22 protein-coding genes and 4 tRNA genes are annotated in these 23,484 nt (G+C 69.6%); 5 read left to right on the top strand and 21 right to left on the bottom strand.

What is annotated here, in order from left to right; translation table 11 throughout:
* Nucleotides 1–54: 54 nt before the first annotated feature.
* The 9 genes from rpoB to OG898_RS08465 form a co-directional block, all read right to left on the bottom strand.
* Nucleotides 55–3,537 carry a DNA-directed RNA polymerase subunit beta gene (gene rpoB, locus OG898_RS08425; protein ID WP_266880605.1) on the bottom strand — a complete coding sequence of 1,161 codons (3,483 nt, stop codon included), beginning with the start codon at nt 3,535–3,537 and terminating at the stop codon, nt 55–57.
* 587 nt (nt 3,538–4,124) lie between these two features.
* The gene (gene rplL, locus OG898_RS08430; protein WP_266955925.1) at nt 4,125–4,505 is read right to left on the bottom strand and encodes a 50S ribosomal protein L7/L12; all 381 of its coding nucleotides are present in this window, start codon (nt 4,503–4,505) and stop codon (nt 4,125–4,127) included.
* A 110-nt stretch (nt 4,506–4,615) separates the two neighbouring features.
* Nucleotides 4,616–5,146: a 50S ribosomal protein L10 gene (rplJ, locus tag OG898_RS08435; RefSeq protein WP_215023401.1), complete on the bottom strand. Its 531-nt coding sequence runs from the start codon at nt 5,144–5,146 to the stop codon at nt 4,616–4,618.
* A gap of 282 nt (nt 5,147–5,428) precedes the next feature.
* Nucleotides 5,429–6,283, bottom strand: a complete 855-nt coding sequence (locus OG898_RS08440; RefSeq protein ID WP_266955926.1) for an LppX_LprAFG lipoprotein — start codon at nt 6,281–6,283, stop codon at nt 5,429–5,431.
* A 213-nt stretch (nt 6,284–6,496) separates the two neighbouring features.
* Complete coding sequence (gene rplA / locus OG898_RS08445) at nt 6,497–7,225, bottom strand: 50S ribosomal protein L1 (RefSeq protein WP_266955928.1); 729 nt, start codon at nt 7,223–7,225, stop codon at nt 6,497–6,499.
* A gap of 86 nt (nt 7,226–7,311) precedes the next feature.
* Nucleotides 7,312–7,746, bottom strand: a complete 435-nt coding sequence (rplK, locus tag OG898_RS08450) for a 50S ribosomal protein L11 (protein WP_053682632.1) — start codon at nt 7,744–7,746, stop codon at nt 7,312–7,314.
* Between the two features lie 170 nt (nt 7,747–7,916).
* On the bottom strand, nt 7,917–8,867 hold the full coding sequence (gene nusG / locus OG898_RS08455) for a transcription termination/antitermination protein NusG (protein WP_266955930.1): 951 nt from the start codon (nt 8,865–8,867) through the stop codon (nt 7,917–7,919).
* Between the two features lie 84 nt (nt 8,868–8,951).
* A complete protein-coding gene (secE, locus tag OG898_RS08460; RefSeq protein ID WP_030298162.1) occupies nt 8,952–9,233 on the bottom strand; it encodes a preprotein translocase subunit SecE in 282 nt (93 codons plus the stop codon).
* A 107-nt stretch (nt 9,234–9,340) separates the two neighbouring features.
* Nucleotides 9,341–9,413, bottom strand: a tRNA-Trp gene (locus OG898_RS08465).
* A gap of 191 nt (nt 9,414–9,604) precedes the next feature.
* Between OG898_RS08465 and OG898_RS08470 the strand changes: the two genes are divergently transcribed.
* Nucleotides 9,605–10,831, top strand: coding sequence for a pyridoxal phosphate-dependent aminotransferase (locus tag OG898_RS08470; RefSeq protein ID WP_266955932.1), 1,227 nt, complete (start codon nt 9,605–9,607; stop codon nt 10,829–10,831).
* Between the two features lie 306 nt (nt 10,832–11,137).
* Nucleotides 11,138–12,157: an adenosine deaminase gene (locus tag OG898_RS08475; protein WP_266955934.1), complete on the top strand. Its 1,020-nt coding sequence runs from the start codon at nt 11,138–11,140 to the stop codon at nt 12,155–12,157.
* A 21-nt stretch (nt 12,158–12,178) separates the two neighbouring features.
* Here the strand turns inward: OG898_RS08475 and OG898_RS08480 are convergent, their stop codons facing one another.
* The 10 genes from OG898_RS08480 to OG898_RS08525 form a co-directional block, all read right to left on the bottom strand.
* Nucleotides 12,179–12,595 (bottom strand): hypothetical protein, encoded by a 417-nt coding sequence (locus OG898_RS08480; RefSeq protein WP_266955936.1) that lies wholly within the window; start codon nt 12,593–12,595, stop codon nt 12,179–12,181.
* Nucleotides 12,596–12,610: 15 nt separating this feature from the next.
* Nucleotides 12,611–13,666, bottom strand: a complete 1,056-nt coding sequence (locus OG898_RS08485; RefSeq protein ID WP_266955938.1) for a UDP-N-acetylmuramate dehydrogenase — start codon at nt 13,664–13,666, stop codon at nt 12,611–12,613.
* A gap of 92 nt (nt 13,667–13,758) precedes the next feature.
* Nucleotides 13,759–14,199: a DUF3291 domain-containing protein gene (locus OG898_RS08490; protein ID WP_266955940.1), complete on the bottom strand. Its 441-nt coding sequence runs from the start codon at nt 14,197–14,199 to the stop codon at nt 13,759–13,761.
* Between the two features lie 127 nt (nt 14,200–14,326).
* Entirely contained in the window at nt 14,327–15,850 is a 1,524-nt protein-coding gene (locus tag OG898_RS08495) for a DHA2 family efflux MFS transporter permease subunit (protein WP_266955942.1), read from the bottom strand.
* A gap of 96 nt (nt 15,851–15,946) precedes the next feature.
* Nucleotides 15,947–16,501, bottom strand: a complete 555-nt coding sequence (locus OG898_RS08500) for a TetR/AcrR family transcriptional regulator (protein ID WP_266955944.1) — start codon at nt 16,499–16,501, stop codon at nt 15,947–15,949.
* A 156-nt stretch (nt 16,502–16,657) separates the two neighbouring features.
* A complete protein-coding gene (locus tag OG898_RS08505; protein WP_266955946.1) occupies nt 16,658–17,086 on the bottom strand; it encodes a MaoC family dehydratase in 429 nt (142 codons plus the stop codon).
* 1 nt (nt 17,087) lies between these two features.
* Nucleotides 17,088–17,579, bottom strand: coding sequence for a MaoC family dehydratase N-terminal domain-containing protein (locus tag OG898_RS08510; protein ID WP_266955948.1), 492 nt, complete (start codon nt 17,577–17,579; stop codon nt 17,088–17,090).
* Nucleotides 17,580–17,695: 116 nt separating this feature from the next.
* On the bottom strand, nt 17,696–17,860 hold the full coding sequence (rpmG, locus tag OG898_RS08515) for a 50S ribosomal protein L33 (protein ID WP_003956487.1): 165 nt from the start codon (nt 17,858–17,860) through the stop codon (nt 17,696–17,698).
* 88 nt (nt 17,861–17,948) lie between these two features.
* Nucleotides 17,949–18,021 (bottom strand) — tRNA-Met (locus OG898_RS08520).
* A gap of 48 nt (nt 18,022–18,069) precedes the next feature.
* Nucleotides 18,070–18,142, bottom strand: a tRNA-Thr gene (locus tag OG898_RS08525).
* A gap of 1,520 nt (nt 18,143–19,662) precedes the next feature.
* Between OG898_RS08525 and OG898_RS08530 the strand changes: the two genes are divergently transcribed.
* Together OG898_RS08530 and OG898_RS08535 are read left to right on the top strand one after the other, a co-directional pair.
* The gene (locus tag OG898_RS08530; RefSeq protein ID WP_266955950.1) at nt 19,663–20,994 is read left to right on the top strand and encodes an amidohydrolase family protein; all 1,332 of its coding nucleotides are present in this window, start codon (nt 19,663–19,665) and stop codon (nt 20,992–20,994) included.
* A gap of 54 nt (nt 20,995–21,048) precedes the next feature.
* A complete protein-coding gene (locus OG898_RS08535; RefSeq protein WP_266955952.1) occupies nt 21,049–21,705 on the top strand; it encodes an SDR family oxidoreductase in 657 nt (218 codons plus the stop codon).
* 69 nt (nt 21,706–21,774) lie between these two features.
* Here OG898_RS08535 and OG898_RS08540 read toward each other — a convergent pair whose 3' ends face one another.
* Both OG898_RS08540 and OG898_RS08545 read right to left on the bottom strand, forming a co-directional pair.
* On the bottom strand, nt 21,775–22,212 hold the full coding sequence (locus OG898_RS08540) for a DUF3574 domain-containing protein (RefSeq protein WP_266955954.1): 438 nt from the start codon (nt 22,210–22,212) through the stop codon (nt 21,775–21,777).
* A 293-nt stretch (nt 22,213–22,505) separates the two neighbouring features.
* Nucleotides 22,506–22,587: transfer RNA gene (locus tag OG898_RS08545), tRNA-Tyr, on the bottom strand.
* Between the two features lie 198 nt (nt 22,588–22,785).
* Here OG898_RS08545 and OG898_RS08550 point away from each other — a divergent pair.
* Complete coding sequence (locus OG898_RS08550) at nt 22,786–23,274, top strand: YajQ family cyclic di-GMP-binding protein (RefSeq protein ID WP_243333311.1); 489 nt, start codon at nt 22,786–22,788, stop codon at nt 23,272–23,274.
* Nucleotides 23,275–23,484 lie beyond the last annotated feature (210 nt).

Below are 23,484 nucleotides of genomic sequence, written 5' to 3' on the forward strand. Positions count from 1 at the left end.
TGAACGGTCCCGGGGATGACGGGGGGCTCTTGAGCGAGCCCCCCGTCAGGCCCGTCAGACCTCTTCGACGCTGCTCGGCTCACGCCGGGACAGGTCGATACCGAGCTCCTCCGCCGCGCGGAAGACGTCCTCGTCGGTGTCGCGCATCTCGATGGACATGCCGTCCGAGGACAGCACCTCCACGTTGAGGCAGAGCGACTGCATTTCCTTGATGAGCACCTTGAAGGACTCGGGAATGCCCGGCTCGGGGATGTTCTCGCCCTTGACGATGGCCTCGTAGACCTTCACGCGGCCGGTCACGTCATCGGACTTGATGGTCAGGAGCTCCTGGAGGGCGTAAGCGGCGCCATAAGCCTCGAGCGCCCACACCTCCATCTCACCGAAGCGCTGGCCACCGAACTGCGCCTTACCACCCAGCGGCTGCTGCGTGATCATCGAGTACGGACCGGTCGACCGAGCGTGGAGCTTGTCGTCGACCAGGTGGTGGAGCTTCAGGATGTACATGTAGCCGACCGAGACCGGCTCCGGGAACGGCTCGCCGGAGCGGCCGTCGAACAGACGCGCCTTGCCGGACGGGAGGACCAGGCGGTCCCCGTCGCGGTTCGGGATCGTGTGCTCGAAGAGGCCGGAGATCTCGTCCTCACGGGCACCGTCGAACACCGGGGTGGCGACGTTGGTACCGGGCTCGACGCGGTCGGCGCCGATGACCTTCAGTCGCTCGGCCCACTCCTCCGCGAGGCCGGAGACGTCCCAGCCGCGGCTGGCGAGCCAGCCGAGGTGGATCTCCAGGACCTGTCCCGGGTTCATTCGGGACGGGACACCCAGCGGGTTCAGGATGATGTCGACCGGCGTGCCGTCCTCAAGGAAGGGCATGTCCTCGATCGGAAGGATCTTGGAGATGACACCCTTGTTGCCGTGGCGGCCGGCGAGCTTGTCACCGTCGGTGATCTTGCGCTTCTGGGCGACGTAGACGCGGACCAGCTGGTTCACGCCCGGGGGAAGCTCGTCGCCCTCCTCGCGGTCGAAGACGCGGACACCGATGACCTTGCCGATCTCACCGTGAGGAACCTTGAGCGAGGTGTCACGCACCTCGCGGGCCTTCTCACCGAAGATCGCGCGGAGCAGGCGCTCTTCCGGGGTCAGCTCGGTCTCGCCCTTGGGCGTGACCTTTCCGACCAGGATGTCGCCGGCGACGACGTCCGCACCGATGCGGATGATGCCGCGCTCGTCGAGGTCCGCCAGGACCTCCTCGGAGACGTTCGGGATGTCCCGGGTGATCTCCTCGGGGCCCAGCTTGGTGTCACGGGCGTCGACCTCGTGCTCCTCGATGTGGATCGAGGAGAGGACGTCGTCCTGTACGAGGCGCTGCGACAGGATGATCGCGTCCTCGTAGTTGTGACCTTCCCAGGGCATGAACGCGACGAGCAGGTTCTTGCCGAGGGCCATTTCGCCCTCTTCGGTCGCAGGACCGTCGGCGAGGACCTGGGACTCGATGATCCGGTCACCCTCGTTGACGATGACCTTCTGGTTGACCGAGGTGCCCTGGTTCGAGCGGGAGAACTTGGCGACGCGGTACGTGGTGTACGTGCCGTCGTCGTTGGCGACGGTGATGTAGTCGGCCGAGACCTCCTGGACGACACCGTCCTTCTCCGCACGGATCGAGTCACCGGCGTCGACCGCACAGCGGTACTCCATGCCGGTGCCGACGAGCGGCGCCTCCGCCTTGATGAGCGGAACGGCCTGGCGCATCATGTTCGCGCCCATGAGGGCACGGTTGGCGTCGTCGTGCTCCAGGAAGGGGATCATCGCGGTGGCGACGGACACCATCTGGCGCGGGGAGACGTCCATGTAGTCGACGTCGTCGCCGGCGATGTAGTCGATCTCGCCGCCACGACGGCGAACCAGTACGCGGTTCTCCGTGAAGCGCATCTCGTCGGACAGGCCGGCGTTGGCCTGGGCGATGACGAAGCGGTCTTCCTCGTCGGCCGTCAGGTAGTCGACCTCGTCGGTGACGACACCGTCGATGACCTTGCGGTACGGGGTCTCGACGAAACCGAACGCGTTGACGCGACCGTAGGACGCGAGCGAGCCGATCAGACCGATGTTCGGGCCTTCAGGGGTCTCGATCGGGCACATGCGGCCGTAGTGCGACGGGTGAACGTCTCGGACCTCGAAGCCGGCCCGCTCACGGGACAGACCACCCGGGCCAAGCGCCGACAGACGGCGCTTGTGGGTGAGACCCGACAGCGGGTTGTTCTGGTCCATGAACTGCGACAGCTGGCTGGTGCCGAAGAACTCCTTGATGGAGGCGACGACCGGCCGGATGTTGATCAGGGTCTGCGGCGTGATCGCCTCGACGTCCTGGGTCGTCATCCGCTCGCGGACGACGCGCTCCATACGAGCCAGACCCGTACGGACCTGGTTCTGGATGAGCTCGCCGACGTTGCGCAGACGACGGTTGCCGAAGTGGTCGATGTCGTCGGTCTCGACGACGATCGAACGACCCGACTCACCGACGGTCTCGGTCTCACCGGCGTGCAGCTTGACCAGGTACTTGATGGTCGCGATGACGTCGTCGGTGGTGAGCACGCCGGCGTCCAGCGGCTCGTCGGCGCCGAGCTTCTTGTTCACCTTGTAGCGGCCGACCTTCGCGAGGTCGTAGCGCTTCGGGTTGAAGTAGAGGTTCTCGAGCAGCGTCTGAGCGGCTTCGCGGGTCGGCGGTTCGCCGGGACGCAGCTTGCGGTAGATGTCGAGCAGCGCGTCGTCCTGGCCCTGGGTGTGGTCCTTCTCCAGGGTGGCGCGCATGGACTCGTACTCGCCGAACTCCTCGAGGATCTGCTCGGTGGTCCAGCCGAGAGCCTTCAGGAGGACGGTGACGGACTGCTTGCGCTTGCGGTCGATGCGAACACCGACCATGTCACGCTTGTCGATCTCCATCTCGAGCCAGGCACCCCGGGAAGGGATGATCTTGGCGGCGAAGATGTCCTTGTCGGACGTCTTGTCGATGGAGGAGTCGAAGTAGACACCGGGGGAACGGACGAGCTGCGACACGACGACACGCTCGGTGCCGTTGATGACGAAGGTGCCCTTGTTGGTCATGAGCGGGAAATCGCCCATGAAGACCGTCTGAGACTTGATCTCTCCGGTCTCGTTGTTCGTGAACTCGGCAGTGACGAAAAGCGGCGCCGCGTACGTGAAGTCGCGGTCCTTGCACTCGTCGACCGAGTTCTTCGCCGGCTCGAAACGGTGGTCGCGGAACGTCAGCGACATCGACCCGGAGAAGTCCTCGATCGGCGAGATCTCCTCGAAGATCTCTTCCAGACCGGACTTGGTGGGAACGTCCTGTCCGCTCTCAAGCGCCGACTCGACGCGAGACTTCCAGGCGGCGTTGCCGAGCAGCCAGTCAAAGCTCTCGGTCTGCAGCGCCAGGAGGTTCGGAACCTCGAGGGGCTCCTTGATCTTTGCAAAGGAGATGCGCAGCGGGGCGGTGCTGGCACCGTTGTTCGTATTGGTCGAGGCGTTGCGCGAGGCGGCCAAGAGGGGGTCCTTCCGAGGGCTCGGACTCACTACGCGCGTACCGGTCCCAGCTGACACAGAAGACAAGCGCCCCCCATCTGGTCAAAGGACCAGCTCAGGGCCGTTCAATCAAGTGTGCTCATGCGTGGGCATGCCCCTGGCGACGGGCAGGGGGCAGCTAACAGGCAGCGCAAAGGGTCAGTGTAGCCACTAGGCTCACTGATGTCCAGACCAGGTTTCCGGAAACCGGCAACAGGCCTTCCCCATGTCGTTTCAACTGCGTCCAACGGTTCGGCTCTCGCATACAGAGCGCGTAACAGTACTGCCCTCTTCGTAGTCGATCCATGCCCGATGTGGGACCGATCCATGCCTCGGATCTCGGATCGAGTCTGCCGATCTCGCGACGGATCTGAGAATTGCGCGCCGCGTCCCGTTCGTCAAGGCCCCCTGCTCCGAGCGGATCATCGAGGGACCCTGCCGCAGAGCAACGAAGATCACCCTACTCCCCAACGAGACGGGGGCAAATCAGGCACTCCGGGTACGCCAAAGGGCGACCACCCTTACGGGTGATCGCCCTTGGTTGAGGCCTCAGAGAGGCCCCAGAGGTGTTACTTGACGGTCACAGACGCGCCGGCAGCCTTGAGGGACTCGGCAGCCTTGTCAGCGGCCTCCTTGGCGACCTTCTCGAGGATCGGCTTCGGAGCGCCGTCGACGAGGTCCTTGGCCTCCTTGAGGCCCAGGGAGGTGAGCTCGCGCACGACCTTGATGACCTGGATCTTCTTGTCGCCGGCACCCTCGAGGATGACGTCGAACTCGTCCTGCTCCTCGACGGCCTCAGCGGCGGCCGGGGCACCCGGGCCGGCAACGGCGACGGCCGCGGCGGCGGTGACGTCGAACTTCTCCTCGAACGCCTTCACGAACTCGGAGAGCTCGATGAGGGTGAGCTCCTCGAACTGAGCGAGCAGGTCTTCCTGGCTGAGCTTCGCCATGATGGGCGATCCTTCCACTAAATCGGCAGGTGCCGGATGTATATAGAGGCGGGCGTAACGGCCCGCTTTGACCCACGCACTAGGCGGCGTGGATCAGTGCGCGAGCCGAATTACTCGGCACCGCCCTGCTCGGCGAGCTTGACGCGAAGCGCTTCCGCAGTGCGGACGAACTTCGACGGCAGCGCCTGGAAGAGCGAGGCAGCCTGAGACTGCTTGCCCTTGAACGCGCCGGCCAGCTTGCTGAGCAGAACCTCGCGGGACTCGAGGTCCGCAAGCTTCTTGATCTCATCGGCGGTGAGCGCCTTACCATCAAGGACACCCGCCTTGATGATGAGGTTCGGGTTTTCCTTGGCGAAGTCACGCAGGCTCTTCGCCGACTCCACCGGGTCACCGGTGATGAAGGCGACCGCGGTGGGACCAGCGAAGTGCTCGTCCAGCGCGGTGATCCCGGCCTGGTTGGCCGCAATCTTGGTCAGCGTGTTCTTCACCACGGCGTACTGGGCGTTCTCACCGAGAGAGCGACGCAGCGTCTTGAGCTGCGCGACGGTGAGACCCCGGTACTCGGTCAGCACGGCGGCGTTCGAGTCGCGGAACTGGTCCGTGAGCTCGGCTACCGCGGCAGCCTTGTTGGGCGTCGGCATAGTGCGTCGGCCTCCTTCCGGGTGATGAGGACCGCTCAGAAGGGGCAAAATACGAAACGCCCCGGCGCAGGCGCCAGGGCGTAGCTCAACCGGAAACGAGTTCCGGGAACTTTCCTTGAACACCTGCGCAGGACGTCCGCAGTCAGCGGATCCTTCGGCCACCGCCCCCTTGCGGGCACGGCAACGACCAGCGGTCTTTGGCTTCTCCGGAAGAGTACGGGACCGGTGCCGCGCAGAGCAAATCGGTCACCCGACGGCCCCGCGCGACCCGGAAATACCAGGTCAGCCCTGTGCCTGACCGGCGCCCTTCATCATCTCGGCGAGGTCCATGACCTCGCCGGCGGGCGGTGCGGCCACCTCGACCGGCTGGTTGTAGTCCAGGAACTTGATGGTCGTGTCCACCGGGCCCTTGGCCGCGTCGCCGCGGGTGCGGACCTGCTTGGTGCGGTCCGACTCGTCGATCCACATGTCCAGGGTCAGGTTCTTGACGCCCTGCGCCTCCAGGGCCGTGACCGACTGCTCCCGGCGCTTCTTGGCCTCGGGCGTCTCGGAGGCCGCCGCGGCCCGCAGCTCGTCGAGGGAGACCGTGCCGGTGAGGTGCTTGGTCTTCACCCCGTCGACGGTCTCCTCGCCGACGAGCTTGAGGTCCTTGGCCTTGAGCAGCTCGCCCGCCCGGTCACCGGGGTTCTCGCCGCTCTTGTTCGCCGTGCCGCCGGCGCTGTTCAGCTTCTCCGCCATGGACGGGTCCAGGCTCTTCATGTCGAACTTGATCCACTTGCCCTCGGCGCCGATGAACATCGCCTCGTCGACGAGGCGGATCTCGGCCGCCTGGCCGCCCTCGCCCGAGGTGGTCATCTTCATCGACATCGCCAGTGACGGCTTGATCCGCATGGAGACGTCACCGGAGAACTGCTCGCCCTCCGCGGTGCCGGACATGGAGTAGCGCAGGGAGGTGATCTCCTCCGACTTCGCCTTGACCTTCTCCAGGTAGGCGGCCGGGGCCACCTCCACCGCGCCCTTCCCGGCGCCCTGGCCGGCCCCTGCCTTCCCCGTGTCGCCCTTCTGCCCGCTCTCGCACGCCGTGGCCCCACCCACGAGCAGTACGGCGGCCAGCGCGGCCCCAGCGGTCTTCGTCAAGCCGTTGTTCCGGTTCGCGAACAAGAGTCCCCACCCATGATGTGATCGTTTGATGTGTTCCGACCCTACGGGGCGGGCCGCCGATCCCTGCGCCATTTTCCGTGCGATCCGCAGCACGGTCCGCAGCGCGACATGCAGAACGGGCCCTCCTCCCCCGTGAAGGGGGAGGAGGGCCCGTTCGGGCAACTCAGCGAGCCGTCAGGCCCGGCTCAGTCAGACCGCGGCCGGGTCTTCCTCGACGAGGAGGTTCCGGGTGCGGTTCTGGTCCAGCAGGATGCCGGGGCCCATGGTGGTGCTGAGGGCGGCCTTCTTGATGTAGCGGCCCTTCGCGGCGGACGGCTTCAGACGAAGGATCTCGTCCAGGGCCGCGCCGTAGTTCTCGACCAGCTGCTCATCGGAGAAGGAGACCTTGCCGATGATGAAGTGCAGGTTCGAGTGCTTGTCGACGCGGAACTCGATCTTGCCACCCTTGATCTCGGTGACAGCCTTCGCGACGTCCATCGTGACGGTGCCGGTCTTCGGGTTCGGCATCAGGCCACGGGGACCGAGCACGCGGCCGAGGCGGCCGACCTTGCCCATGAGGTCCGGCGTGGCGACAACGGCGTCGAACTCGTTGAGGCGGTTGCCCTTGGCGATCTCGTTGATGAGCTCGTCGTCGCCGACAATGTCGGCGCCGGCGGCTTCCGCGGCCGCAGCACGGTCACCGGTCGCGAAGACCAGGACCCGGGCGGTCTTGCCGGTGCCGTGCGGGAGGTTCACGGTGCCGCGGACCATCTGGTCGGCCTTGCGCGGGTCTACACCCAGGCGGAAGGCGACCTCGACGGTGCCGTCGAACTTCGTGGTGGAGGTCTCCTTGGCGAGACGGACGGCCTCGAGCGGGGCGTACTGCTTCTCCCGGTCGACCTTGGCGTCCGCAGCGCGGAGAGTCTTGCTGCGCTTCACTTCTGCTCCTGTGTTGTGGCTTCAGGTGTGGAGTCGTGGTGCGGACCAGCGCTTGGCCCTACCACTGTGGTGCTGGGGTGGCTGAATCAGCCTTCGACCGTGATGCCCATCGAACGCGCGGTGCCGGCGATGATCTTCTCGGCCGCGTCGATGTCGTTGGCGTTCAGGTCAGGCATCTTGAGCGTGGCGATCTCGCGAACCTGGTCACGCGTAAGCTTCGCGACCTTCGTCTTGTGCGGCTCGCCAGAGCCCTTCTCCACGCCGGCGCTCTTCAGGATGAGGCGCGCGGCCGGCGGCGTCTTGGTGATGAAGGTGAAGGAGCGGTCGTCGTAGACCGTGATCTCCACCGGCACGACCATGCCACGCTGCGACTCGGTCGCGGCGTTGTAGGCCTTGCAGAACTCCATGATGTTGACGCCGTGCTGACCGAGCGCGGGGCCGACCGGCGGAGCCGGGTTGGCCGCACCGGCCTTGATCTGGAGCTTGATAAGCCCCGTGATCTTCTTCTTCTTGGGAGGCATTGCTCTCTCCGGGTCCTAGTGAGAGTTTTCGCCGCCAATCCGGTCATCCGGATGGAGGCATACCGCACCACGATAACGGGTATCGGTGCGAGGCTGAAAACCGAGCAGGTCAGACCGCCCGCAAGGGGGCAATCTGACCTGTCCGGAAGCGTGTGCCAGAAGGCTGTGGATCAGTTCTTCTGGATCTGGTCGAAGCTGAGCTCGACCGGGGTCTCGCGGCCGAAGATCTCGACGAGACCCTTGACCTTCTTCGAGTCCGGGTTGATCTCGTTGATGGTCGCCTGCAGCGTCGCGAACGGGCCGTCGGTGACGGTGACCGAGTCGCCGACCTCGAAGTCCAGGACCTCGATGGCGCGCTTGACGGAGGGCGCCGGCAGGCCGGCCTCTTCCGCTGCCAGCTTGGCGGCCTTCTCCTGCAGCTCCGGAGCGAGCATCTTGACGATCTCGTCCAGGGTCAGCGGGTACGGGTCGTACGCGTTGCCCACGAAGCCGGTGACGCCCGGGGTGTTGCGGACGACGCCCCAGGACTCGTTCGTCAGATCCATGCGGACGAGAACGTAACCGGGCAGCTTGTTCTGCCGGACGTTCTTGCGCTCGCCGTTCTTGATCTGGACGATCTCTTCCTCGGGCACCTCGGCCTGGTAGATGAAGTCCTCGACGTTGAGCGAGACGGCGCGCTGCTCCAGGTTGGCCTTCACGCGCTTCTCGTAGCCGGCGTAGGTGTGGATGACGTACCACTCGCCGGGCAGGAGGCGCAGTTCTTCGCGCAGGGCCTGGATGGGGTCGACGGGCTCGGCGGGCTCGACGTCGGCAGCCTCGACGGCCTCGGCGTCCTCGTCGGAAGCCTCGTCCTCGGCCTCGTCGGAAGCCTCTTCGTCGTCTTCGTCGGACTCGTCTTCGTCGGACTCGTCGTCGGCCTCTTCGGCCTCCGCGTCGTCCTCGGCCTCGGGGTCGACCTCACCCTCGACGTGCAGCGCGGCCTCTTCGGCGGCGACACCCGCCTCGGCGTCGGCGAGCTCGGCCTCGTCGGGGTCCACAGCGTCTGCAGCCTCGACGATGTCGAGCTCGTCCTCGACGGACTCGACGGAGTCGGGGCTCACGTTCAGGTTCGGGTCAGACACGGTGGCTGCTTCTTCCTGGATACAAAAGGTGGTCGAACATGCGAAAACGGGCGGCACCCATCAAGGCGCCGCCCTCCGCGGGGATCAGCCGAAGACGAACTTGATGGCTTCCTGGAACCCATAGTCAATCACGGTCACCAGACCGATCATGATGACGACGAAGACAATCACCACAGTGGTGTACGTCGTCAGCTGGTTGCGAGTGGGCCAAACAACCTTGCGGAGTTCCGCGACGATCTGGCGGTAGAACAGCGCGAGACGACCCAGAGGGCCCTTCTTGCCGCGCTTGCCGCCCTTGCGGGCCTTCTTCTCGCGAGTGTCATCCTCGGCGTCAGGCATGTCGATGGAGCCCAGGGCGTCCGTCACGTCTCTCACCTGAATCCGGGTCGTGGCCGTAGCCGCGCCCGGTTGCGCCGCACGGCACTGCATCTAAGTACGTACCTGCGCACACACGTCCGAGAAGGAGTGTGGAGCAGGGCCGGAGGGACTCGAACCCCCAACCGCTGGTTTTGGAGACCAGTGCTCTACCAATTGAGCTACGACCCTTTGCGTGCCCCAACCTACCGCATCCAGACGAGTGCACGGTGTGCTCACGCTCTGCAGCGGTTGACTTGGGCCAACGACGGTTGAGTGTACGTGGTCCGGGCCCTGACGTCGAACAGCATCCTCCGGAGAGCGGCCGTCCGGTAACTGAAACGGAGTGCGGCGCTCGTTTCGCGTCTGGGACGATTGGCCGCATGACCTCTGAAACGCCTTCCGCCGAGCGCCGCGTATCCGCCCGTATCGGTGCCATCTCCGAGTCCGCCACCCTCGCCGTCGACGCCAAGGCCAAGGCCCTCAAGGCCGCCGGGCGTCCGGTGATCGGTTTCGGAGCGGGTGAGCCCGACTTCCCCACCCCGGACTACATCGTCGACGCCGCGGTCGAGGCCTGCCGCAACCCCAAGTACCACCGCTACACCCCGGCCGGCGGTCTGCCCGAGCTGAAGGCCGCCATCGCCGCGAAGACGCTGCGCGACTCCGGCTACGAGGTCGACGCGTCCCAGGTCCTGGTGACCAACGGCGGCAAGCAGGCGATCTACGAGGCGTTCGCGGCCATCCTGGACCCGGGTGACGAGGTCATCGTCCCGGCGCCGTACTGGACCACGTACCCGGAGTCGATCCGTCTCGCCGGCGGTGTCCCGGTCGAGGTCGTCGCCGACGAGACCACCGGTTACCGGGTCTCCGTCGAGCAGCTCGAAGCGGCCCGCACCGAGCGCACGAAGGTCGTCCTCTTCGTCTCCCCGTCGAACCCGACCGGCGCCGTCTACTCCGAGGCCGACGCCGAGGCGATCGGCCGCTGGGCCGTCGAGAAGGGCCTGTGGGTCCTGACCGACGAGATCTACGAGCACCTGGTCTACGGCGACGCGAAGTTCGTCTCCCTCCCGGCGATCGTTCCCGAGCTCGCCGACAAGTGCATCATCGTCAACGGCGTCGCCAAGACGTACGCCATGACGGGCTGGCGCGTGGGCTGGGTCATCGGCCCGAAGGACGTGGTCAAGGCCGCGACCAACCTGCAGTCGCACGCCACCTCCAACGTCTCCAACGTGGCCCAGGTCGCGGCGCTGGCCGCCGTCTCCGGCAACCTGGACGCCGTCCACGAGATGCGCACCGCCTTCGACCGCCGCCGCCAGACGATGGTGCGGATGCTGAACGAGATCGACGGCGTCTTCTGCCCGACCCCCGAGGGTGCCTTCTACGTCTACCCGGCGGTCAAGGACGTCCTCGGCAAGGAGATCCGCGGCAAGCGCCCGCAGACCTCCGTCGAGCTCGCGGCCCTGATCCTGGACGAGGCCGAGGTCGCCGTCGTTCCGGGCGAGGCCTTCGGCACCCCCGGCTACCTGCGCCTCTCCTACGCCCTGGGCGACGAGGACCTGGTCGAGGGCGTCTCCCGCATCCAGAAGCTCCTCGCGGAGGCGAAGGCCTAGGCCTCCGGCGGTTCCGCAGCCAGACCCTGAGCGGCGGCTTCCCTGTGGGGGCCGCCGCTCAGGCATTTCCGGGACCTCCCGCCGCCGGCGGTCACGTGCGGTCCGACGCCTGCCGAATCCAGCCCCGCCGGCGTTTGAGGCGCGGGGTCCGGGGCGGAGCCCCGGGGAACGGTGGAAGGGCGGGTAGGGGACAGCCCCGCGCAGCGCCGCCCCCGCGCACCCCGACCCCACGGATTTACGTTCGGGCAAGGACCCGTTCAGGGAATCGGGCTGCCGATCGGGTGACAAGTGCGGCAGGATCACCAGATGGAGCACGCACGCGATCTCACGCTTCTGCCGAAAGCCCACCTCCACCTGCACTTCACCGGCTCGATGCGCCCGTCGACCCTGCTGGAGCTCGCCGACAAGTACGGCGTCCGCCTCCCGGACGCCCTCACCTCCGGCGAGCCACCGAAGCTCCGCGCCACGGACGAACGCGGCTGGTTCCGCTTCCAGCGGCTCTACGACGCCGCCCGCTCCTGCCTGCGCGAGCCCGACGACATCCGCCGCCTGGTCCGCGAGGCCGCGGAGGAGGACGTGCGCGACGGCAGCGGCTGGCTGGAGATCCAGGTGGATCCCACCTCCTACGCCCCCCTCCTCGGCGGGATGATCCCCGCCGTCGAGATCATCCTCGACGCCGTGGACGCCGCCTCCCGCGAGACCGGCCTCGGCATGCGGGTCGTCATCGCGGCCAACCGCATGAAGCACCCCCTCGACGCCCGCACCCTGGCCCGGCTCGCCGTCCGCTACGCCGACCGCGGCATCGTCGGCTTCGGCCTCTCCAACGACGAGCGCCGCGGCATGGCCCGCGACTTCGACCGGGCCTTCGCCATCGCCCGCGAGGGCGGACTCCTCGCGGCCCCGCACGGCGGCGAGCTCACCGGCCCGTCCTCCGTCCGCGACTGCCTCGACGATCTGCACGCCGCCCGCATCGGGCACGGCGTACGGGCCGCCGAGGATCCCCGCCTGCTCAAACGGCTCGCCGACCGGCAGATCACCTGCGAGGTCTGCCCGGCGTCCAACGTCGCCCTCGGGGTCTACGAACGCCACGAGGACGTCCCGCTGCGCACCCTCTTCGAGGCCGGGGTCCCGATGGCTCTCGGTGCGGACGATCCGCTGCTCTTCGGGTCCCGGCTCGCAGCCCAGTACGAGATCGCCCGCCGGCACCACGCCTTCACCGACGCGGAGCTCGCGGAGCTGGCCCGCCAGTCGGTGCGCGGCAGTGCCGCGCCCGCCGGCGTGCAGGAGAAGCTGCTGGCCGGGATCGACCACTGGATCGCCTCGTAGCCCCGGCGGCGCGTCAGCCGGTCAGCGCGTGAGCCGCAGGTCGCCCTCGTGGCAGTCGGCGCGCACCCGCGCGCCGTCCGGGAAGCCGATCTCCAGGTGGGTGCGCCCCTGCGCGGGCAGGGCGAACTCGGCGACCGATTCCACGGTGTCGCCGAGGTGGCGCAGGAAGGGGTGGTACCCGAGGTCCTCGCCGACCTCGATGCGGCCCCACTCCCCCATGTCGTAGGGCTCGTGCGGCGCCTCGGATTCCACGATGAGGCAGGCGTCGGACCCGGTGGTGATCCGGGTGGACTCGCCGTCGCTGTCGAGGAGCCAGACGTCGAGGGGCGCCTCGGAGCGTTCGCCGTCGCTGATGTGCCAGGACGCGACGACCCTTCTGATCGTGCGTCCCACCAGCCGGGTGGGGTCCGTACCGGCCCCGTGCAGGGGACAGAGCATGGGGGCCGGGACTCCTCAGATGCTGACGCCGACCGTCACCGGCTCGTTGACCAGGGTGACGCCGAAGGCTGCGTGGACGCCCGCGACCACCTCGCGGGCCAGGGCGAGGAGGTCTTCGGTGGTGGCCTCGCCCCGGTTGGTGAGGGCGAGGGTGTGCTTGGTGGAGATGCGGGCGGGGCCGTCGCCGTAGCCCTTGGTGAAACCGGCCTTGTCGATGAGCCAGGCCGCGCTGGTCTTCGTACGGCCCTCGCCGGCCGGGTACGCGGGCGGGGCGGTCCCGGGGCCGAGCCGCTCCTGGGCGCGGGCGAGGAAGGCGGCGTACGCCTCGTCGCCGAGGATCGGGTTGTGGAAGAAGGAGCCGGCCGACCAGGTGTCGTGGTCGGCGGGGTCGAGGACCATGCCCTTGCCGGCGCGCAGCCGCAGGACGGTCTCGCGGGCCTGCGCCGCGGGCACCCGGTCGCCGGCCTCGACGCCGAGGGCGCGGGCCGTCTCGGGGTACTTGACCGGCGCGGACAGGCCTCCCGCGTCTTCCAGGGCGAAGCGGACGCGCAGGACGACGTACCGGTCGGGCTGGTGCTTGAAGAGGCTGTCGCGGTACGCGAACGCGCAGTCGGCGGCCGAGAGCGTGACCGTTTCCCCGCGGGTGCGGTCGTAGGCGACGACCTCGGTGATCGTGTCGCAGACCTCCTGGCCGTACGCCCCGACGTTCTGGATCGGGGTGGCGCCGGCCGAGCCGGGGATCCCGGCGAGGCATTCGATGCCCGCGAGCCCGGCGTCGACGACGCGGGCCACGGCCTCGCTCCAGTTCTCGCCGGCCGCGAGTTCCAGCCGGGTCCCGTCGAGCGCGAACCCGGTGGTCGCGATCCGCAGGGCGGTGCCGTCGAAGCCCTGGTCGCCGATGACCAGGTTGCTGCCGCCGCCGATGACCAGGAGCGGGGTGCCGCTCTCGTCCGCGGCGCGCACGGTGGCGACGACCTCGGCGTCGGTGGTCGCGGTGACCAGCCGGGCGGCGGGGCCGCCGAGCCGGAAGGTGGTCAGCGGGGCGAGGGGGGCGTCGTGGAGTTCCTGCACGTGGACAAGAGTACGGTCCGCGTCCCCCCGAGCAGGCGGGGCCACGGACCGTACGCGTACCGCAGGGCCGTACGGGGCCGGAACGGCCCCCTTCACCCGCGGTCCGACTGCTGCTCCTTGTCCGCCTGCTGGCCCGCCTGCTTCTCCGCCTGCTCGGCGAGGCGGCGCTCCGCCTCGGCCCAGCCGATGGGGAGCTCGCTCGCCGGGACGGTCCAGAAGACGAACGCGGCCTCCTTGGTATAGGCGGCGGCCGCCCGGGAGCTGGAACGGTGCGGTTCGCTGCCCGCGAAGCGGTAGAGCGCGTCCCGGTCCTCCCAGGCGGACAGGGTCAGGAAGGTGCGGCGCAGGACCCGGGCCCGCAGGGCGACCCCGTGGGCGCCGGGTGCCTTGCGCGTCTGGAGGACGATGCCGGGCGACCTCAGGAAGAACTTCAGCGCTCCGGTGAGGCTGGCGGTCTCGAAGCGGGAGGCCATGACGTAGACCTCGGCGCCGGGGGCGGGGCGGGTGGGCGTGGACCAGGGGATGTCGGGCATGACGGGCCTTTCCTCGCTCGTGACGTGACGTGACGTGTCATGACGTGTCGTGTCGTGTCGTGTCGTACGGAACTGCGTGCGGAGCGGCGGCTGCGGTTCCCCCCGCCGGCCGGCGAGCGGGACCCGCTCAGACGGCCGCCTTCTCGGTGGCGCGCCCGCCGGCCGGGACCGCGCCCTGGCCGTCCGCCGGGAGCTCGCCCGTCGGGAGCGCACCCGTCGGCAGGTCACCGACCGGGCTGCCCGCCGCCGGCAGGGACGCCGCGGCCCGGGCCTTCTCCGTGGCCCGGCCGGGAAGCAGCAGGGCCAGGACGGCCGCCAGGGCGACGGCGGCGCCGCCGATCCAGAGGGCGGGGACGGTGCCGTCGGTGAAGGACTGCCCGGACTGGTAGCCGCCCTGGGCGGAGAAGACGGAGGCGAGGACGGCGACGCCGAGGGCTCCGCCGACTTCGCGCAGGGCGCTGTTGGCGCCGGCGGCCTTGCCCTGGTCGGCGGGGGCGACGGTGGACATGAGGGCGTTGGAGGCGGGAGCGAAGAACAGGCCCATCCCGATGCCACTGATGATCATCGCGGGGAGCTGGGTGGCGTAGGAGACTTCGGTGCCCAGGATCACGGCGAACCAGCCGAGGCCGATGGCCTGGAGCGCCAGCCCGGCGACCACGACGGGGCGGCTGCCGATCCGGTCGGAGAGGATCCCGGAGATCGGGGCGGCGATCATGGGCATCGCGGTCCAGGGGAGCATGCGCAGCCCGGCTTCGGTGGGCGAGTAGCCGAGGACGCCCTGGAGGAACTGGCTCAGCAGGAAGATCGAGCCGAACATCCCGACGAACATCAGCAGGCTCGCCATGTTGATGCCGAAGAAGCCCCGGTCCCGGAAGAGCCGCATGGGGAGCACCGGGTTGGCGTTGCGGAAGCCGTGGTGGATGAACCCGCCCACGAGCGCGGCCCCCACCAGCAGTGCGGTGAGCACGGACGGGCTGGTCCAGCCGTGCGCGTTGGCGTTGACCAGGCCGTAGACGATGCCGAAGAGCCCGCCGCTGATGAGCAGGGTGCCGGGGACGTCGAGCTTCGCCTGCGGGGCGGTGGACTCGCCGAGCCGCATCCGGGAGAGCGGCATGAGGGCCAGCCCGATCGGGACGTTCAGCCAGAAGATCCACTGCCAGGAGATGTGCTCGGTGAGGCTGCCGCCGATGAGCGGCCCGCTCGCGACGGCGAGGCCGGTGAGGGCTCCGTAGATGCCGAGGGCCATGCCGCGCCGGGCGGCGGGGACGGCGACGGTCAGCAGCGTGAGCGAGAGGGGCATCATGATCGCCGCGCCGACACCCTGGACGGCTCGGGCGGCGATGAGCTCGTTGATGCCGGGCGACAGGGCCGCGGCGGCGGAGGCGACGGTGAACACGGCCGTACCGGCGATGAAGAGCCGGCGGCGGCCGAACCGGTCACCGAGGGCCGCGCCGAACATGAGCAGGACGGCGAAGGTGAGCGTGTACGCGTTCACCGTCCACTCCAGGTCCTCCAGCTTCCCGCCGAGGTCCTCGCGGATGGAGGGGAGGGCGGTGGTGACCACGAGGTTGTCGAGCGCGGCCATGAAGCTGGCGGCCCCGGTGATGACGAGGGCCCAGACCGCAGGCCCGCGAAGCTTGGTGTCTTGCACGATTCCCCCCAAAAACTAGTTATTGATCACTAACTTCAGCGGACAGACGTGTGCCCTGCACGGGCCGCCACACTCAGCCCCACTCGGCCGTACGCGCTACTGAGCCCGACCGCCCGGGTACAAGCCTTCCCAGACCCGGTGCTCGGGAGGGAACCCCATGGCGGACAGGGTGTTGATGAGCATTCCGTACGCGAGGAAGCTGGTCGTCTCCTTCACGTCCCCCCCGAGCGGCACGTGCAGGGTGTCCCACAACTCCATCCAGGCGGCCCGCACCATCTCACCGAACTCCGGCTCTCCGGCAGCCTCGGCGGCGGCGACGGTTACGTACGTCTGGAGCAGCATCTGCAGCTTGTCGGGGTGCTCGGCGATCAGGTTCATGTACGCCTCGCTCATCACCTGGATCGCGTCCTCGCCCTGGAGACCCTTGCCGGCCTCGGCCAAGACGAGCCGGATGTCCTCCATGCAGCGGGCGGCGGCGGCCAGGAAGATGGCCTGCTTGTTCGGGAAGAGCCGGAAGAGGTACGGCTGGGACACCCCGACCCGCTTGGCGATCGCCTCGGTGGAGGTCCCGTAGTACCCGCCCCGAGCGAACTCGCCCATCGCCGCCAGGATGACGCTCTCGCGCCGCTCTTCCGCACTCATCCTTGCCATGCTTAAAAGTTAGTACTCAATCACTAACTTGGCAAGGCTCGCCCCGAAACACCCGCCAAAAAGGCCCTGACCTGCGAGTTTCCTCGCCGGCCAGGGCCTTGTCGGTAACGCACCCCGGGGCTTCATGGCGCCACGGCGGGACGGTCAGGGGGATCCCTACGCGAGAGCGACCACCGCGCGCGACATCCCCAGGATCTTCTGCCCGGCGCTGGTGGCCGTCAGGTCGACCCGCACCCGGTTGTCGTCCAGCTTCGCCGCGACCTTGGCGGTGACCTCGATCAGCGCGCCCTGTCCGTCGTTCGGGACGACGACCGGCTTCGTGAACCGCACCCCGTACTCGACGACCGCACCCGGGTCGCCGACCCAGTCGGTCACCACGCGGATCGCCTCGGCCATGGTGAACATGCCGTGGGCGATCACGTCGGGCAGTCCGACCTCGGTGGCGAACTTCTCGTTCCAGTGGATCGGGTTGAAGTCACCCGACGCACCCGCGTACCGCACCAGCGTCGCCCGCGTGACGGGGAAGGACGCCGCCGGCAGCTCGGTGCCGACCTCGACGTCGTCGTACTGGATCTGGGCAGCCATCTCAGGCCTCCTCGGGGGCGGAACCGCCGGCGGCGGGAGCGGCGGCGGGCTCGGGCGCCCGGGAGACGAGCTTCGTCCAGGCGGTCACCACGTGCTCGCCGGACTCGTCGTGGACCTCACCGCGGATGTCGATGACGTCGTTGCCCGCGAGCGACTTGATGGCCTCGATGGTCGAGGTCACCGTCAGCCGGTCCCCGGCCCGCACGGGACGGGTGTACGCGAACTTCTGGTCGCCGTGCACGACGCGGCTGTAGTCCAGCCCCAGCTGCGGGTCGTCGACGACCTGGCTGGCCGCCGCGAACGTGATGGCAAACACAAAGGTCGGCGGAGCGATCACGTCTTGGTGACCGAACGCCTTGGCTGCTTCGGGATCCGTGTACACCGGATTGGCGTCACCCACCGCGACCGCGAATTCGCGGATCTTCTCCCGGCCGACCTCGTACGGATCGGTGGGCGGGTAGCTCCGCCCCACGAAGGACTGGTCGAGCGCCATGACTCCCTACCTCCCTGTTGAAACGATCTGTCGAAACGACACAAGGCCGCCCCCCAATGAAGGGGACGACCTCATGACGGTATGACTGTGCCTGTTGTACGAGACTTCGCCAGTTGTTAGCGGGTCTCGCGGTGCGCGGTGTGCGAGTTGCAACGCGGGCAGTGCTTCTTCATCTCAAGACGGTCCGGGTTGTTACGCCGGTTCTTCTTGGTGATGTAGTTCCGCTCCTTGCACTCCACGCAGGCCAGCGTGATCTTCGGGCGGACGTCGGTGGCAGCCACGTGAGTGCTCCTTGACGGACAATTGGACGGATGAACGCATAAAAGAGTAGCCGATCGGGAGACCGACCCCGCAATCGGCTACTGTGTGTAGCGGCGACCGGACTTGAACCGGTGACACAGCGATTATGAGCCGCTTGCTCTACCGACTGAGCTACGCCGCTTTGATGAGATCCGTTCCCCACCCGAGGGTGGGGAACCTCTCTCACCAGAGCCCCAATGCGGAATCGAACCGCAGACCTTCTCCTTACCATGGAGACGCTCTACCGACTGAGCTATTGGGGCGAGCGAGGAAGACATTACACGGTCGCCAGCCGATCGCCCAAATCCTTTGCGGGGCCTGGCCTCGGAGCACCATCGCCGCCTTTCTTGATCCCCGCGAAACCCGCCTCCGGCCCCCCTCGAAGCGCCTTTCCCCCCGAAAGGTGTCAGGCATCACACCCCCGCTCCCCCGCCCCCACTCTGAGTAACCCCAAAGCCCCACCTCGGCCCCACCTCACCCCGCCCCGCCGGCGAGCGCACCCACGGGCCGCCGCACGAGTCGGGGGCGGGGCCGAGCTCAAGGCCGGGGCCGGAGCCGGGGCTGAGGCCGGAGCCGAGGCCGGGGCTGGGGCCGAGGCATGGGGCTGAGGCCGAGGCATGGGCTGAGGCCGGGACCTCTCCGGACCGGCACGAGGGCCGACCGCGGAGTCCACACCAGAGGCGGGGACGGACCCGAGACCGGCGGGTGCCGGGGCCAGGCGCAGGCCCGCGGAGGCGGGGACGGACCCGAGGCCTGCGGAGCCCGGGCCGGGCACAGGCGCGCGCGGAGGCGGGGACCAGCCGGAGGGATCCCGGGCCGGGCACAGGCGCGCGGAGGCGGGGCAGGCGCGAGCCTGCGGAGCCCGGGCCTGCAGCAGCGTGGGCGGGCGCCACAGGCAGGCCCACGGCGGCTACGGAGCCGCCTGCGGAGTCCGCGCCGGAGGCCGGGACTGGCGCAGCGCCGCACAGGCGGGCAGTCGCAGGGCGGCAGCCGCATGGCCAAGGCCACACCAAGGCCGGCCGTGGGCCGCTCCTGACAGGCACGCAGCCGACCACCGGGTCCACGCCGGACGCAGGGCCCGAGGCCGGGACCCGCAGTCGGGACCGGCGGTCAGGCCCAAGGCCGGGACCTGGACCTGGACCTGGACCTGGACCTGGACCGGCGGAGAGTCCACGCCGGAGGCAGGGCCCGAGGCCAGGACCGGTGGTCGGTACCGAGGTCGGGACCGGGGGCCGGGACCGGGGTCGGGACTGGGGGCCGGGACTGGGGGCCGGGACTGGGGGCCGGGACTGGGGGGCGGGACTGGGGGGCGGGACTGGGGGGCGGGACCCGAGGCCGGGACCGGCGGTCGGGACCTGGGGTCGGGGCTGGCGATCGGAACCGGCGCTCATGCCCAAGGCCGGGATCGGGACCGGCGGGCGGAGGGTCCACGCCGGAGGCAGGGCCCGAGGCCAGGACCGGCGGTCGGGACCGGGGGCCGGGACCAGCGGTCGGGACCGGGGCCGGGACCGGCGGTCGGGACCGGGGCCGGGACCCGGGAGACCACGGGTCGGGACCTGGGGGCCAGGGGCGGGACTCGGGGCCGGGGTCCAGGTCCGGGGGGCCCGGGGCAGGCCCGGAGGGGGGTTTCGGGGCCCGGTCCGCACAGACGCACCGGTACGACTATTGCCCTCTTCCGCGAAGCGGGCACCCCCGCCCCCTAGGCTCTGAGCACGCTGCGTGATCTTGGGCCGCGGGCCGCGGCCACGGCCCCAGGAACCGCCCGAGCCACCGCAGGAGCGCGATGTCCGACAGCCCGCCGCAGCAGCCGTCCCACTCCCCGCGCAACCGCCCCGGCAGCGGCCAGGGCCCGGGGCAGGGGCACGGCCCCGAGGGCACCCAGGGAAGTCCGGGAGCCCCCGGCCCGGCGGCCCCCGAGTCCACCACCCTGCTCCTCACCGGCGCCCGCCTCACCGACGGCCGCACCGTCGACGTCCGCCTCGGCGGCGGCCGGATCCAGGCCGTCGGTACGGCCGGCAGCCTGCCCGCCGCCGCGGGCGCCCGCGTCGACCTCTCCGGCTACCTGCTCCTCCCCGCGCCCGCCGAGCCCCACTCCCACGGGGACACCGCCCTGACCGCGGACAGCGAAGGGCCCGTCTCCTACTCCCCCGACGAGGTGCAGCGCCGCGCCACCGAGGCGGCCCTGCTCCAGCTCGGGCACGGCGCCACGGCCGTCCGGTCCCACGTGCGCATCGGCGACGTACACGGGCTCGGCCCGCTGGAGGCCGTGCTCCAGGCCCGCCGCTCCCTGCGCGGGCTCACCGATCTCACCGCCGTCGCCGTTCCCCGTCTGCTGACCGGCGTGGCCGGGGCCGACGGGCTCGCCATGCTGCGGGACGCCGTGAAGATGGGCGCCTCCGTCATCGGCGGCTGCCCCGACCTCGACCCCGACCCCACCGGCTTCCTCGAAGCCGTACTGGAACTCGCCTCCGAGCACGGCTGCCCCGTCGACCTGCACACCGACGGCGACGACCCCGCCCGCCTGTCCCGGCTCGCGGCGATGGCCGGCGGACTGCGGCCCGGGGTGTCCATCGGGCCCTGCGGTGGCCTGTCCCGCCTCCCGCTGGACGTGGCGACCCGGGCCTCCGACCAGCTGGCGGCCGCCGGCGTACGGGTGACCTGCCTCCCCCAGGGGGACTGCGCGGCCCTGGAGCGGCGGGGCCTGCGCACCGCCCCCGTACGGCTGCTGCGCGCCGCCGGGGTGCGCGTCGCGGCCGGCAACGGGGCCCTGCGCGACGCGGGCAACCCGGTCGGACGCGGAGACCCGCTCGAAGCCGCGTACCTCCTGGCCTCCCAGGGCGGGCTCCGCGCCACCGAGGCCTACCACTCGGTCGCCGGCGCCGCCCGTGAGGCGATGGGCCTGCCGGAGGTCCGGGTGGAGGCCGGGTTCCCGGCGGAACTGCTCGCCGTGCGCGGGGACCGGATCGCGAGCGTGCTGTCCCTCGCGTACAGCCGGATCGTGATCCACCGCGGGCGGGTGGTAGCCCGGACGAGTGCCGTACGGGAGTACTGCGATTCCGCCGTCGCGGTGGCCCTGGACCTGCCCCGGCAGGGCCGTACGGAGCCCGGCCCCTGAGCGTTCACCGCATGTTCCCGGGCGCGGCCGCCCGGCTCGTCGTACGGTCGTGGCATGCGCATCGTCATCGCGGGTGGACACGGTCAGATCGCGCTGCGGCTGGAGCGCCTGCTCGCCGCGCGCGGGTACGAGGTCGCGGGCATCATCCGCGATCCGGCACAGGGCGACGACCTCAGGGAGGCGGGCGCCGAACCGGTGCTGTGCGACCTGGAATCGGCGTCGGTCGAGCACGTGGCGGGCATCCTGCAGGGCGCGGACGCCGCGGTGTTCGCGGCGGGTGCGGGTCCCGGCAGCGGGGCCGGGCGCAAGGACACGGTGGACCGGGGCGCGGCGGTGCTGTTCGCGGACGCCGCCGAACGGGCCCGGGTACGCCGCTTCCTGATGGTCTCCTCGATGGGCGCGGACACGCGCCGCGAGGGCGACGAGATCTTCGACGCCTATCTCCGTGCCAAGGGCGAGGCCGACGAGCACGTCCGCACCCGCCTGGGGCTGGAGTGGACGATCCTGCGCCCGGGCTCGCTGACCGACGACGCGGGTACGGGCCTGGTCCGCCTGGAGGCGCAGACGGGCCGCGGGCCGGTCACCCGCGACGACGTCGCGGCGGTCCTCGCCGAGCTGCTCGACACGCCCGCGACCGCGGGCCTCACCCTGGAACTGATCGCGGGCTCGACCCCGGTCCCGGTGGCGGTCAAGGACGTGGCGGGCAACTAGCCGCCGCCCCGTGGCCGGGGACCCGAAGGGCACCCCGGCCGACCGGCCGGGGACGAGCCCGGCCGGCCGTCAGAAATCGGCGGTCAGGCGGTCGTCGGAGCGGCCGACCGAATCCTGCTGGAACCGCTGTTCGTACGCCTCCCGGATCCGCTCGATGCGCGCACCGCGCTCGTCGGCCTCCTTCTCCGGATACAGCAGCACCACCTCGTACGAGATCTCGCGGATGATCTTCCCGCCCCGCTGCCACTGGCCGCGCCCGTCCTGGAGGGTCAGCCCCTCGGGGAAGGCGGGGGTGATCTCCCGTTCGAGGAACCCCATGAACTCCCGCTCCCCGACCGGTGGACGGCCGTCCGGCCGCTCGGTGCCGAAGTAGAGACGGGTCTCCTGGTAGGGATCCCCCACATCGCCGTTCAGCGCCGCTCCGACCAGAGCCGGGATCCCCGCTCCGAGCAGGGCGAGGAGCACCCCGCCGCCGACCTTTCCGCGCGCGTCAGAAGTCCATTTCACGCCGGATGAACGACCGGAGCGCCACATCGGTACGCCCGATCCGCCCGATGGGCTCACCCCGCGCCCGCGCCGTCGGGCCCTTCCGGCGTGACAGGTCCGACCGGACCTGCGAGGGCGCCTTACGCGCCATGGCCCTTTCGGCCGCAGATGCCGATGCCGATGCCGATCATGCGAACGGCATGCGCCCCGTTCCGCTTCGCCGCCCACTGGTTTCCGTGGGGCGTTCCGGTTCCGGGTATACGAGAAAACCCCCGCCCATCGCATTTCTGCAATGAGCGAGGGTCTCACTCGCGTGGCGGCGCCAGGGTTCGAACCTGGGTAGGCTGAGCCGGCAGATTTACAGTCTGCTCCCTTTGGCCACTCGGGCACACCGCCATGATCGCTGCCATCTTTCCGCCTTGCGGCGGCGCTCCGTGGCAACGACGTAAACGATACCCGATGACCGGGGGTGCTTCGCCACCGGATTGATCAGCACCGCACGTGGGCGCGGTGGCTAGGCTTTGCGGAGCGGTCCGGGGATGTCCGGCCGCGCCCTTCGGGGCCGTCACTACCGACTTCAAGGAGCCACAGCACATGGCCGACTCCAGTTTCGACATCGTCTCGAAGGTCGAGCGGCAGGAGGTCGACAACGCCCTCAACCAGTCCGCCAAGGAGCTCTCGCAGCGCTACGACTTCAAGGGCACCGGCGCCACGATCGCCTGGTCCGGCGAGAAGATCCTGATGGAGGCGAACTCCGAGGAGCGCGTCAAGGCCGTCCTGGACGTCTTCGAGACCAAGCTGGTCAAGCGCGGGATCTCCCTCAAGGCGCTCGACGCCGGTGAGCCGCAGCTGTCCGGCAAGGAGTACAAGATCTTCGCCACGATCGAGGAAGGCATCTCCCAGGAGAACGCCAAGAAGGTCGCGAAGATCATCCGTGACGAGGGCCCCAAGGGCGTCAAGGCCCAGGTCCAGGGCGAGGAGCTGCGCGTCAGCTCCAAGAGCCGCGACGACCTCCAGGAAGTCCAGGCCCTCCTCAAGGGCAAGGACCTGGACTTCGCGATCCAGTTCGTGAACTACCGCTGATCACCGGCTTCGGCCTCGGTTCAGCCCGCACGCCGGCCCGGCGGTCCTTCGAGGACCGCCGGGCCGCGGTCGTTGCGGAGCGGGCGTCGTGGAGCGGGCGTCGTGGCGGGGTGCCGCGGGCGGTGTCGCGGGACCGGCGCTCGGTGGGTGTGTGCCCGGCGTGAGCGGCGTACGCGCCCGTGCCGTCCTCCGTGTGCACTTGGGCGGGCG

It is taken from the genome of Streptomyces sp. NBC_00193 (genome assembly GCF_026342735.1).
Lineage (GTDB): Bacteria > Actinomycetota > Actinomycetes > Streptomycetales > Streptomycetaceae > Streptomyces > Streptomyces stoeckheimensis.

What these genes read in the sequence shown, in the direction of transcription:
- OG898_RS08500 (WP_266955944.1), bottom strand. Translation starts at nt 16,501, where the DNA reads ATGGCAAGGATGAGTGCGGAAGAGCGGCGCGAGAGCGTCATCCTGGCG.
- OG898_RS08535 (WP_266955952.1), top strand. Translation starts at nt 21,049, where the DNA reads ATGCGCATCGTCATCGCGGGTGGACACGGTCAGATCGCGCTGCGGCTG.
- OG898_RS08530 (WP_266955950.1), top strand. Translation starts at nt 19,663, where the DNA reads ATGTCCGACAGCCCGCCGCAGCAGCCGTCCCACTCCCCGCGCAACCGC.
- OG898_RS08480 (WP_266955936.1), bottom strand. Translation starts at nt 12,595, where the DNA reads ATGCTCTGTCCCCTGCACGGGGCCGGTACGGACCCCACCCGGCTGGTG.
- rplK (WP_053682632.1), bottom strand. Translation starts at nt 7,746, where the DNA reads ATGCCTCCCAAGAAGAAGAAGATCACGGGGCTTATCAAGCTCCAGATC.
- OG898_RS08490 (WP_266955940.1), bottom strand. Translation starts at nt 14,199, where the DNA reads ATGCCCGACATCCCCTGGTCCACGCCCACCCGCCCCGCCCCCGGCGCC.
- OG898_RS08550 (WP_243333311.1), top strand. Translation starts at nt 22,786, where the DNA reads ATGGCCGACTCCAGTTTCGACATCGTCTCGAAGGTCGAGCGGCAGGAG.
- OG898_RS08470 (WP_266955932.1), top strand. Translation starts at nt 9,605, where the DNA reads ATGACCTCTGAAACGCCTTCCGCCGAGCGCCGCGTATCCGCCCGTATC.
- rplJ (WP_215023401.1), bottom strand. Translation starts at nt 5,146, where the DNA reads ATGCCGACGCCCAACAAGGCTGCCGCGGTAGCCGAGCTCACGGACCAG.
- OG898_RS08475 (WP_266955934.1), top strand. Translation starts at nt 11,138, where the DNA reads ATGGAGCACGCACGCGATCTCACGCTTCTGCCGAAAGCCCACCTCCAC.
- rplL (WP_266955925.1), bottom strand. Translation starts at nt 4,505, where the DNA reads ATGGCGAAGCTCAGCCAGGAAGACCTGCTCGCTCAGTTCGAGGAGCTC.
- OG898_RS08505 (WP_266955946.1), bottom strand. Translation starts at nt 17,086, where the DNA reads ATGGCTGCCCAGATCCAGTACGACGACGTCGAGGTCGGCACCGAGCTG.
- OG898_RS08510 (WP_266955948.1), bottom strand. Translation starts at nt 17,579, where the DNA reads ATGGCGCTCGACCAGTCCTTCGTGGGGCGGAGCTACCCGCCCACCGAT.